At 43.0% G+C, this 11,454-nt stretch carries 9 protein-coding genes and 1 other RNA gene; 3 read left to right on the top strand and 7 right to left on the bottom strand.

The genetic code is table 11. The features are described from left to right. Positions 1-15 precede the first annotated feature (15 nt). The 4 genes from A6E01_RS04355 to A6E01_RS04340 all read right to left on the bottom strand — a co-directional run bounded on the left by A6E01_RS04355 (position 16) and on the right by A6E01_RS04340 (position 5,082). The gene (locus tag A6E01_RS04355; protein ID WP_065209643.1) at positions 16-1,131 is read right to left on the bottom strand and encodes an ABC transporter ATP-binding protein; all 1,116 of its coding nucleotides are present in this window, start codon (positions 1,129-1,131) and stop codon (positions 16-18) included. 128 nt (positions 1,132-1,259) lie between these two features. Beyond that, on the bottom strand, positions 1,260-2,624 hold the full coding sequence (locus A6E01_RS04350) for a hypothetical protein (protein WP_082961338.1): 1,365 nt from the start codon (positions 2,622-2,624) through the stop codon (positions 1,260-1,262). Positions 2,625-2,680: 56 nt separating this feature from the next. Continuing rightward, entirely contained in the window at positions 2,681-3,721 is a 1,041-nt protein-coding gene (locus tag A6E01_RS04345; protein WP_198589759.1) for a hypothetical protein, read from the bottom strand. 17 nt (positions 3,722-3,738) lie between these two features. Continuing rightward, positions 3,739-5,082, bottom strand: coding sequence for a glucoamylase family protein (locus A6E01_RS04340; RefSeq protein ID WP_065209642.1), 1,344 nt, complete (start codon positions 5,080-5,082; stop codon positions 3,739-3,741). Positions 5,083-5,458: 376 nt separating this feature from the next. Here A6E01_RS04340 and A6E01_RS04330 point away from each other — a divergent pair, with 376 nt between their 5' ends. Beyond that, positions 5,459-7,816: a putative glycoside hydrolase gene (locus tag A6E01_RS04330; protein ID WP_065209640.1), complete on the top strand. Its 2,358-nt coding sequence runs from the start codon at positions 5,459-5,461 to the stop codon at positions 7,814-7,816. A gap of 617 nt (positions 7,817-8,433) precedes the next feature. Here the strand turns inward: A6E01_RS04330 and ffs are convergent. Next, positions 8,434-8,530, bottom strand: an RNA gene (gene ffs, locus A6E01_RS04325) — signal recognition particle sRNA small type. Between the two features lie 112 nt (positions 8,531-8,642). Continuing rightward, the gene (locus A6E01_RS04320; protein ID WP_017031029.1) at positions 8,643-9,377 is read right to left on the bottom strand and encodes a VP0952 family biofilm-associated protein; all 735 of its coding nucleotides are present in this window, start codon (positions 9,375-9,377) and stop codon (positions 8,643-8,645) included. A 59-nt stretch (positions 9,378-9,436) separates the two neighbouring features. On the opposite strand from A6E01_RS04320, the gene A6E01_RS04315 reads away from it, so the two are divergent. Further along, positions 9,437-9,739: an MGMT family protein gene (locus A6E01_RS04315; protein ID WP_017031030.1), complete on the top strand. Its 303-nt coding sequence runs from the start codon at positions 9,437-9,439 to the stop codon at positions 9,737-9,739. Between the two features lie 53 nt (positions 9,740-9,792). Here A6E01_RS04315 and A6E01_RS04310 read toward each other — a convergent pair whose 3' ends face one another. Continuing rightward, on the bottom strand, positions 9,793-10,239 hold the full coding sequence (locus tag A6E01_RS04310; RefSeq protein ID WP_017243359.1) for a YbaY family lipoprotein: 447 nt from the start codon (positions 10,237-10,239) through the stop codon (positions 9,793-9,795). Positions 10,240-10,390: 151 nt separating this feature from the next. On the opposite strand from A6E01_RS04310, the gene tesB reads away from it, so the two are divergent. Next, a complete protein-coding gene (tesB, locus tag A6E01_RS04305) occupies positions 10,391-11,248 on the top strand; it encodes an acyl-CoA thioesterase II (protein ID WP_065209639.1) in 858 nt (285 codons plus the stop codon). The last annotated feature ends 206 nt before the right edge of the window (positions 11,249-11,454 follow it).

The raw sequence follows: 11,454 nt of genomic DNA, 5'->3' as shown, positions 1-11,454 counted from the left end.
CAGACGCTGAGTTTGTTAAGAATAGAAAATGTTGTTTTCGGTTGAATCATCGAATAAATGGCATTTGTCCATGAGTAATTCGATATGACAGCGAGAGCCGACAGCAGGAACCTGCTCACGATCTGACTGCTTACAAATAACGTGACAGCCTAAAACATTCAGGTGCACATAAACTTCCGAGCCAAGCTCTTCAATAGCTTCCACTTCCGCAGACAATGTATTGCTGCCTTTCTCTAACCTAACGGCAATATGTTCTGGGCGAATACCTACATGTACATTTTTGTCCGTCCAAAGTTCAGCACGCGTATGACGCTCAGCAGGCAATTCAATTAATTTGCCTCCGAAGTCAACGCCAACCGAACCCTCAAACTTACTCACTTTCCCTGCAAACATGTTCATTGCAGGCGAGCCGATGAACTCAGCAACAAAGCGGTTCTTCGGGTTGTGATATACATTCATTGGTGTGTCCACCTGCATGATATGCCCCTTATTCAAGATGCATACCCTGTCCCCCATTGTCATCGCTTCCACTTGATCATGGGTAACGTAAACCATTGTCGCCGGACTGCTAGACTCTTGAAGTTGTTGATGTAATCGAGTGATTCGCATACGCATAGAAACACGTAACTTAGCATCAAGATTTGAAAGAGGCTCATCGAATAGGAAAACCTCTGGCTTCCTTACCATTGCTCGACCTAATGCCACACGCTGACACTGTCCACCCGACATTTGATTCGGTTTTCGGTCCAGTAAATCAGTGATCTCTAATAGCTCAGCGGCTTCTGATACTCGTCGTTTTATTTCTTGCTTAGATTTCTTTGCCGTTTCAAGGCCAAAGGCCATATTCTCATAGGTGGTCATATGTGGGTAAAGTGCATAGTTTTGAAAAACCATAGCGATACCACGGTCTTTTGGCGGCAAATCATTGCACACCTTGTCACCGATAAACAATTGACCGCTTGTAATACTTTCTAGACCTGCAACCATTCTTAGCATTGTTGACTTTGCGCAACCTGATGGTCCAACGAGTACCATAAACTCGCCATCTTTAATGTCTAAACTGACATCATGAATCGCATGATAGCCATTGTCGTAAACCTTGTTAATGCCTTCAAGAGTGACCTTTGCCATGGGCTATAACTTCCTATCTAAAGCGGGGTTAAACGTTTCAACAAAATAGTAACTATACGGCTGAATCAAAGCAATGATTTCATTTCGATAGTTTGTCGTTTCGTGATCTCTGTCTTCTACCAGTGACTTTACAATATTTCATCTGCTACAAAAGAGCTGTAAAGAGACTGTAGTGCCGAGGTTTGTCCTTTGATATCAAGGTACATAGCGACATTTTCGCGCACAGGTTCAGCAATAAATGCGCCTACAAACATACCTTGATCAAGACCAATGACCTTACTTGAAACTTGCCCAGTGCTGTCTATGGCATCAGCCCATCCAGCCGATGTTTCAATCTGGGGCGAGTCTATTTTCAACTGATTTAAACGCTGTATGGCGTCGGTCGGTGAAATCATATAGTACAACGCCAAAGCATGAGGTGTGCCGGTGGTGCCCGTTTCAATTGAATTGTTGTATTTTCGATGACTTTCAGACACAGACTCCAACCCAAATGCAGCGTACCCATCATCGACAGTTGAAGATGCTGAAACTAGCGGGATATTGTGGTCGTCTGCATATTGAAGATGTACTTGAGTAAACTCCTCTACCATTTCGTAGCTAGGCATCAATGACTGCTCATCAAGCCACAATGCTGGAAGCATGGCCTGAAAATATGAACCATCCCAGGTGAGCATAGGCGCGACATCTAAGCCCGCATTTGAGAACCCTCCCCTCACTAGTGTCATGTCAGTAAAAGCCGTGTGCGGAACCTGACTGTCGGTCATCATCACCGCCCAAAGTGTTGCCAATCTGCTCTCATTGGCTTTACGGTCCACATGATAACTAAGGTAGGCGTTGTCCTTTCGGCTCCAACCCGCTCTTAAAAAACCTTGGCTAGCATCATACAGTTCAGACCAACCTGTAGATTGTGCACTCAATAATACGTCAGCTCTCAGAGAGAGTTGGTTTAGACGTTCATCAGTATGGTTATTTAGCGCCCCGTAGAGACCCGCTAACGTAAAAGACATTATTCCGTTATCTACCGCCGAAGCGATGGCACTATCATCAATCGTTAAATTCGAACCTTCTATCTGATACAGCCAGTAGAAAAGTCCATTCCATTTTGGCGCACTTTCTAACACGCTAAGCACTGTGCTTAGACGAGTAATCGCATTTTCATCGCCATACTCAATCATTTGAATGAGGACATTAATGTACAACGCAATAGTCGATATATTGGTGTAGTGAGAAGGAAGTATCTCGTCACCATCCACCAGAACATGATCAAAAGGAATGTGCGCTAGAGTTGAAACCCCAACACCATCGATAAAGTAGTCCATATTGTCTTGTAGCGATTGTTCAAATCCCACAGGATAGTATTTTGATTCGATTCTGATTTGAGTGATCACATCTTCTTCAGGAACAACCGGGTCTGGCGAGTCATCACTACTACTATTACATCCAGTAAAGATAAGAACCGATAGAGTGAAAATGGATAAGAGTCTGAATTTCATAGGAGTCTCATTAAGTAAAAAGCCCCGAAGGGCTTTGTCATATCACGGTTAATTATTTAGAAGTTCCAAATGATACCGACTTTGGCAAATACACCTTCTTTGTCGCCCCAGGTATATTCATTTCCGTTTCTCTGCTTGTGGTCTCGATAGGCGAGATCTGCCAATAAACTAATACTTGAGTTAATAGGGATCTCTGAGTACAAGGCATAGTTGTTGTAATCGTATCCCGTTCCATCATAGATTTCGGTTTCGCCTCTTTCATAACGAAGTTCCAGATACACGTTGTTATCAAAGCGGAACTGAATCAAAGGTTTGATGGCGATTTCTTTCCACGCAAAATCGTTTTTGTCTTCGTGATACAAGAACTTGCTACCTAAATTAATCCAATCATTGAAGCGGTAGACATACAGTGGCTCTGTTTCGTAAAACATCGCCTTTTCTTCATCCCAGTAACCAGCCTCTAGATTCAGGTGTAAGAAGTGCTTTCCAAGAGAAAAGTTAAGTTCAGGAGTAATTTGGTATCGCGTACTCTCATCAAAACCAGATACTTTTTCGTAGCCAACTTCGATGGCATAGTTGAAGTTCTCGTTTACCCATTTTTCATAACGAGGCATAAGGTCAATCGTAAGCAACGAATTACCCTCAGATACCTTATCTTTACCTCGATACTTATGTGTCTCTTTGATTACATAAGCGAGTCGGAAGTTTTCGCCGATTTTTGTTGAGCCATCAGCAAAAATAATGGAGTGAAAAAGCTGACTAGGGGCATTCTTGTAAACGTATTCTTCGTACTCGTACCCGGTCAGAATACGCGTTCGCTTGGGAGTTGCTCCGCCCGATTCTGATGCCATAAGTACCTCACCAAAACCACCGATATCTCGCAAAGAATCATCGTTTTTTGGAAGCTCTAATTGATCACCTGCCACAGCTCCGTGGCCAGGTAACTCAATACCATCCCACATTCCCGGCTTAGATTTAACACTGCCGTACCCTGGTAAAGAGATGCCATCCCACATATTTGCCTTGGATTCATTACTAAGTACGTTTGTAGAAACCAAAGCTAAGCTAGTCCATAGCAATGTAGAGATATTTTTCATTTTTACGCCCTCTACATTTACTTGTTGTTAGGAATGAAGCTGCGATACATTTTTTCTACATCACTCATGTAGCCACGCGCTTCCAAGTAAGTTTGTACATCGGCATTAATCTCATCAGCAACAAAAGCACCAACAAACATACCTTGGTCTAGAGAAAGTATTTTGGTCGACATACGCCCTTCAGTATCAACCGCATCATACCAACCAAATTCGCTTTCAATGCTTGGGTAATAAGCCTTAAGGGCTTTTAACGCTGCCACAGAAGTTTCTGGGCTAACAATATATGACAGAGCCGTAGCATGAGGCGTTCCTGTATCTCCAGCATGCATTTCATTGTTAAACATGACTTTGCTCTCTGAAAGATAAGGCACACCAAATTCAGAGTACCCATCGTCAACCGTTGCTGAAGAAGAAAGTAGAGGAATGTTGTGTTTTGCTGCGTAAACCATTTGAACAAAGGTCATGTCTTCGACAAGACTGTAATCTGGCATGAGTTGTCTTTCATTCATCCAAATTGAAGGCAACATGCCTTGGAAGTAAGTGCCATTCCAAGTCAGCATTGGATTGTATTCTTTGCCATTGAAAGTATATGGGTGTGTGTATAGCTCCATATTATCGAAAGCACTGGTAGGTACTGCATTTGAACCTTGATCACGGGTAATCAACGCAGCCCATAACGGCGCTAGGCGGCTTTCATTCGCTTTTCGGTCAATGAAATATGGCAACGCAGCATTGTCTTTGGTGCTCCAGCCCGCATTCATCAAGCCTCGGTTTTTATCATAGATAGATATCCATCCATCAATTTGTCCTTCAAGAATGGCTTCGATTCTTGAAACAATGGCTTGTTTATCTGGAGACGTTGAATCAAGATACGCCCCTGCGACACCAGCCAGTGAAAGCGCTAAATTGGCATTATCAACAGCAGGAACGATCCCTTCTTCTGTTGGTTGGAGTTTTCCGTCAACAATGTCATATGGCCAAAAATACAGTCCTTTCCACTTTGGTGTTTCTTCTAGTACATCAAGAACTTCGCTAATTCTTATCAATGCATCAGCGTTACCCGCTTTTTCAACCTCTACCAAGATATTAAGGTACAGGCCAATTTCGGTGGTATTTACGTAATAGAAAGGAACAACTTCACCATCGACAATAGAAACGGTATCAAAAGGAACTTTAGAAACTGGGTCGACACCAACACCATCCCGGAAGAAATTTAAGTTGTTGTTAAGCTCAGCTTTAAAATTTTCTGGGTATAAATGATCTCTGATCGTCAATTCGTCTAAAACAATATCACTGGCAAAAGTGCTCACACTGAAACTTATCAATGCAGCTGCAAAGGCATACTTTTTATTACTCATCATCAATTCCAATTCATCGTAGGGTTGTTTAAACGTTTATATTACATTGAGACAGATTTATTAAATCGTCAATAGTGTGTATTGCACAAACGTGATCCAGATATAGTTATTTTTATCCAATTAATAGATATAAAAATTAATGCTTAATTTTCAAAGACTTAAAGCGTTAGTTGTAAACAGAGATAGGCAAGAACAAACAATTTGGTGCATTGCCAACCAAAACTGGGCACCTATTCTTGTCGAGATTCACAAAAATAACATTGACTTTATCTTTTTCCTTGCCTCCTTGAAATTTAAGTATCATGCTCGCTATAGATTAAACGTTTAACTAAATATAAAAATCAGTTATTAAGTAGCCATAGGATTGAGAAACAAAGCCATGGAACAGTTTACATTTGGTAAGAAAACACTTATTGCATCTCTCTGCGCTTTATCGTTAGCGGGTTGCCTAGATGATCCCTACGAAGAGCCGAAACAGTCTGTTGATTCGATTGTGCTTTATGGTTCAGGTGACGATGGTTTATTTTCAATGGCCGTCATCGACAGTTCAGGAACAAAAGCATTCGTCGACAGCAGTGGTTCGGTGAGTCAAGGTAATGTTCACACCCAAAGTATGACGGAAAGCACCAGTGGCGATCTCGACGTCACCATCACCAACGATGAAAATGGCCGTATTCTACTAGAAAGTAATGACGGTGAGGCTGTCTTTTTAGATATTGATACCTCAAAAGCTATCTTGCAGTTTGACAGCAAAATGAAGAGCAAGCCTATTGTTGGTCAAGAAGTATATTTAACGACCCAAAAAGAGATGGACCAAGATATTGGGCATGTTGAACTAACCAGTACTTTTTTGGCTAGCTACAATGGAGCAACACAAACCGTCAAGGTTCCACTGTCTTGCTTTATAAGCTCTGGAATGGACTTCACTCAAGCATTAGCGCCATTTGCGCTCGAATCTTCCAGTAACCTCGACTTTACCCTTGGCAACATCCAAATTATTGCCGATTCAATCGAACAAGATGATGTCCTAGAGTGCCAATCAACCAGTGATAGGGTCGAAGCTGATGACCCGAACGATAGCTACCAAGTATCAACTCTATTTAAGGTAGGCGACACCGGTACAGAAGGTTGGGCAACAGGCATTACAAACTGGATGACAACTGGCGAATCCACTCTTCATTGGGCAAGTGATCATATTCGTGTGGAATATACTGATGCACCTGCTGGTGAGAATGGTGGATTGGTATTCGCCACAACAGATGGAAGCACGCTAGACATTTCTGATTACATAGATACCGGTATTCTCAAATTTTCACTAAATGTCTCAAGCTACGCTTCACACCCAACAAAACGTCTGCAAGTACAAATGGAATCGAGTGAGTTTGGGAACTCTCAGCCATATCTCTTAAATGAAAATACAGCAGCAAATCGCTGGACAGAGATAAAGATCCCCTTGAGTGACCTTTTCACGCGTGAAGATGGCAGTGTGAATATCAACTCCCTTAAAAACATCGATAAAGGCATGTCTATCTTACCTGAATGGGTAGAGTCTACGGATACTCTACAAGGGATCGACTTTTCTATTCGCGATATTCAGATCGCAATGAGTGACCCTACCAAAGAGATAGCCCTCTATGGTCCAAGTGATGATCAAAGCTTTGATGTCGTCATCATTGATAGTGATGGTATAGAAGCGACTGTTGATGAAAGTGGCAATATGATGCAGGGCAATATCCAAACTCAAAACCCATTAGGTACACCAAGAGGTACACTTAACGTCAACATTTCCGACAATAAACAAGGCCGATTATTGCTACAAAGTAACGATTCAAGTCATGTTAATTTGGATGTTGACCCATCCAGTGCGACCTTACAGTTTGATGTCTCTACAATGAGTAAACCCGCTTTAGACCAAGAGATCTATGTAACGACTCAAAATGAAATCGGTGTAGACATTGGCAAAGTTTCAATCACCAGTGCATTACTTGCCAACTACAATCAGGGCACTCAGGTTATCAAGGTTCCACTTTCATGCTTCTCTGATAACGGTATGGACTTTGCGAATACTATTTCCCCATTATCATTGGATTCTTCAACCAATCTCAATTTTCAATTTGGTAATGCTCGTATCATAGGTAGCTCTATCGAGCAAAGTAACGTACTTGAGTGTGACACCACCAGCACACCACTTGCTGCAGATGATATAAACGATCCTTACGCAGCATCTAAAGTGTTCGATTTAGATAATTGGGCTTTAGGTGGTTGGGCAACGGGTATTGACAACTGGATGACCTCAGGGGCTTCCACTCTTGATTGGGCACCTGATCATATTCGCATAACATATACGGATGCTCCAGCAGGTGCAAATGGAGGATTGGTTTTAAAAACAACCGATGAATATACCCGTGATCTATCCAACTACATAGACACAGGCGTACTCCAGTTTATGTTTTACGTCGATAACTACGGCGACCACCCAACGAGACGCTTCCAAGTTCAGATGGAATCCAGCGAGTTTGGTAACTCACAACCCTATTTTCTCGAAGAACAATCTGGATGGCAGCAAGTTCAAGTGCCATTACGTGCACTGTTCTCAGATGACAGCGGTAACATAGATATCAATACCCTAAAGAATATTGACACAGCAGTTTCAATACTTCCTGAATGGGTCGGTTCTACCGACACATTACAAGATATGCAATTCTCGATAGGTAGTGTTCAACTCGTCATATTGTAGCTACCGATACAGCTAGGTTGGAGGCAAGTCTTTCCTTGTCTTCAACCTCTTCTCTTCCCCTATACGCACCTGCCTATAATACCTAGCCAATTGAGCGATTAGGTACCACCTTAACCGAAACCAACGGGTTAAGATTTCACTTCAAAATCATCTTTCTTTACTTAGTTGGGTTATGTCCTATCAAATTTGGGAAGTGACTTGCTGGCTCTGATTAATCATTTTACTCGGTAACACTGCATATACATTGCCGTAATGATGCCTATCGAGGTGTTCATACCATTCGACAGTCGCGACAAATAAAATTCTTTTTAGAGCAATTTGGAGTTACAAGGTATTGGATCGAGCGATCTGTTTTGAGATAGAACTCAATGAAGTTTTCACATCAGGTCTAAATCCAAACAGTGGACTAGCAAGAGTGTGATGAGTATAGAAAGCACAAAATTTAATTCTAGCTGAAAGAAAAATTCGCAGAGTTCAGTACCAATGTTTAGTACCAATCAGAAAAGCGCTGTAACTCATAAAGATATTTGAGTGAAAGTTTATTTTCAGTAGCTTAGAGGGTATTTCGAAGGAGGTGTCGCTGAAATCAACTTATTTTGCAAACATCAGGTTGGGTGGAGACCCAGCCACATCCCGGCACACAAGTCATCCGCTGCGGCTGCTTCCTTCCGGATCTGACCGAGTTCACGAACTATTGTTGCGGGAGGACCAGGCCTCCATAGAGCATCTTCAACAAATAGCTTTGCTAAAGAAGTGTGGGGATTATTCATCATCCCCTGAGTTTATACAAGCGCTTTTTCTGGCTTTGGTGCTAACCGTTGAAAGTTTAATCGCCAATTTCTTCATTTATGCGCAGGATGTAATCTGTCATCCAGATTGCACCCAAAATCAGTAGCCAAACCAGCAGTACGATTCCTTGTACATTTCCGCTTGGCATTGCAACCAATGAAGCGAACGCTGCGGTTGGCAGTGTCCAGCATTGCAGTTTAAGAAGCTTGGACTTGCTCTTCACCATGCTTTCCATGGAGAACATGATGCCGACAATCGTCAATGAGATAAGCGCGGCGTGAGTCATATCAGCCACCAACAAAGGCAGCACTAAGAAAAGAGCCCACCAGCCGTGCTTAGACGAGGTTTTCCACGAAACGGCCGCCAGCCAAATCATCGCCACACTGACCATTTGCAGTAGTGTGTAGATTGCCTCTCCGCTTAGCGCACCAATAACTTGGGAATAGATAATCCCCGATTGCATGAACAAGAAAAACGAGAACACCCCAAATCGAGCGCCAATGTTACAGCGCTTAGAAAACGCCACCATCAATAGAGGGAATAAGATCCACATCGATACTGAAAGTGCTGTAGGTTGATATGAGAGCGTGAAGCCGTATAGACAAAGGCCGACAAGTAGGAAAATGCCTGATGCACGTGAGCGCGAGATAATCCACAGTGCTGGGATAGCCAGAGCCAGAACGGGAACATTTCCCTGACTGACATCGATGGACTGAGCACATATAATGGCCAACAACGTGGTAATAAAGAACTGAACTGTAGAAAACATCATACTCGCCTCCTTGCGATTGCTGTTTTTATTCCTCAATTTATTTAACAGTCGATAACATTATGCAACAACTAAAATACAAAGTCTTTGCGGTAGTTCACCAAATTCCGCTAGGAATGGTCAGTACCTACGGAGATATTGCTAAATTTTCGGGCTATCCGGGTTACGCGAGGCAGGTAGGCGCCATTTTAAGTAATTTACCAGACGGCTCAGCCCTGCCATGGCATAGAGTAATCAACAGTAAAGGTGAGATTTCGCTTAAGGGTGAGGATTTGCAACGCCAGAAGTCACGGCTAGTTGAAGAGGGAATTGTCTTTAGTGCAACAGGAAAAGTAAAGTTAAGGCAGTTTCGCTGGCAACCCTAAGCCAAAAGCTTAGGATCGCCACTTTTTGTCAGATGTTAGTTAAATGTGAAAATTTAACGAACTCCGACTAATTGAATCGCCACGTCGTGAGTTTGTTCGATATCGGTAATCACTCTTACCGCAGTATCTGTGGTGAATCTAAGTTTGCCATCCACACGAATTTGCGCTCGAACATTGTAGGTGTGTCTAGGGTCAATATCCGCGCTGTTATAGCTGAGGCTAAAGCTAAACGGCACTTGCTTGCCCTCTGTGGTAAAGGTTTGAGTATCGAGAACCACAGCTTTCGCATCTGCCAGGGAGGTATCTTCAAGGGTCACCGTTACCTCGGCATTATCCGGCAAGGCTATTCTTTCTCTGTAGGCAAGAGTCCCTGTCACCTCAACCATTTCTGTGCTTTCTGCCATAGTCGCTTTCACTGCGTCACTCTCGGTTTGTGCACACCCTGATAGCAACACGCCCACTGCTGATGCCAACATCCAATTTCGTAAGTTCATGGTCATTGATTCTCTCTTATTTGTTGGGTTTTCCTAACTATATCCTACGCTTAGTTACCGATGTTACTCAATATAAAACGCGCGCTCTGTCACAAATAGCTCTTGTCTATTAGTTCGTTAACGGGTATTTTCGGATTGCAACTGAATCGGAGGTCGGATGAGCAAGCCACTAAATGAACTATTAACACTTTTACAGTTAGAGCAACTTGAACTCGGTTTGTTCCGAGGTGAAAGCGAACACCTTGGATTACCGCAAGTGTACGGTGGTCAAGTATTAGGGCAAGCACTCTCGGCTTCTCGCTATACCGTCCCAAGCGATCGTAGTGTCCACTCTTTTCACAGCTATTTCTTGCACCCTGGCGATCCCAACAAAAGCATCATCTACGATGTTGAGAACCTTAGAGACGGAAGAAGCTTTAGCACTCGACGTGTAAAAGCCATACAGAACGGTCGCCCAATCTTCTATCTCACAGCGTCTTATCATGGTGAACAGCCAGGATTTGAGCATCAAAATGCTATGCCTGACATCCCTGGGCCTGAGAACTTTGCATCAGAAGGCGAACTTGCTTCCAAGATTGCTGAGTTTTTGCCTGAGCCAATTCGACAAACCTTTTGCGGTGAGAAGGCTATTGAGGTTCGCCCAGTTAAGGTAGTCAATCCGCTCAAGCCGCATAAAGAAGATCCTAAACAATACCTTTGGATTAAAGCGAATGGCGAACTTCCTGAGAGCCAATTAATCCATCAGTATATTATGGCTTACGCATCAGACTGGGGCTTCTTGGTAACGGCACTTCATCCTCATGAAGTCAGCTTGTTCACCCCTAAGTTCCAAGTGGCGACTATTGACCACTCTATGTGGTTCCACCGTCCGTTTAAGATGGATGACTGGCTACTGTATGCTATCGAGAGTCCAAATGCGGCTAACTCAAGAGGCTTAGTGCGCGGTGAAATCTTCGACCGCTCTGGCAACATGGTGGCAAGCGCGGTTCAAGAAGGTGTTATGCGCTTTAAGTAAGCAAACACCAACGCGAAACATAGCAAAGCACACTCATGCTAGAGTGTGCTTTTTAGTTTCTACACAAATGTTGATCTCATCCGTTTGTTATCCGCATAACTATCCGTAAAATACGCTAAACATCGGAATTACTTGCTTATTTTGTGAGCTGGCCGACTATAAATGGCTGTTTGGATTAACATTCACAACATCACTGTTAACATCCC

The organism is Vibrio breoganii, assembly GCF_001677275.1.
GTDB classification, from domain to species: Bacteria; Pseudomonadota; Gammaproteobacteria; order Enterobacterales; family Vibrionaceae; genus Vibrio; species Vibrio breoganii.
The sequence above is the reverse complement of the archived record's forward strand: the minus strand, read 5'-3'. Positions and strand labels throughout refer to the sequence as shown.

Coding starts and splice junctions, on each gene's coding strand:
- A6E01_RS04355 (WP_065209643.1), bottom strand. CDS start 1,131: ATGGCAAAGGTCACTCTTGAAGGCATTAACAAGGTTTACGACAATGGC.
- A6E01_RS04350 (WP_082961338.1), bottom strand. CDS start 2,624: ATGAAATTCAGACTCTTATCCATTTTCACTCTATCGGTTCTTATCTTT.
- A6E01_RS04345 (WP_198589759.1), bottom strand. CDS start 3,721: ATGAAAAATATCTCTACATTGCTATGGACTAGCTTAGCTTTGGTTTCT.
- A6E01_RS04340 (WP_065209642.1), bottom strand. CDS start 5,082: ATGATGAGTAATAAAAAGTATGCCTTTGCAGCTGCATTGATAAGTTTC.
- A6E01_RS04330 (WP_065209640.1), top strand. CDS start 5,459: ATGGAACAGTTTACATTTGGTAAGAAAACACTTATTGCATCTCTCTGC.
- A6E01_RS04320 (WP_017031029.1), bottom strand. CDS start 9,377: ATGATGTTTTCTACAGTTCAGTTCTTTATTACCACGTTGTTGGCCATT.
- A6E01_RS04315 (WP_017031030.1), top strand. CDS start 9,437: ATGCAACAACTAAAATACAAAGTCTTTGCGGTAGTTCACCAAATTCCG.
- A6E01_RS04310 (WP_017243359.1), bottom strand. CDS start 10,239: ATGACCATGAACTTACGAAATTGGATGTTGGCATCAGCAGTGGGCGTG.
- tesB (WP_065209639.1), top strand. CDS start 10,391: ATGAGCAAGCCACTAAATGAACTATTAACACTTTTACAGTTAGAGCAA.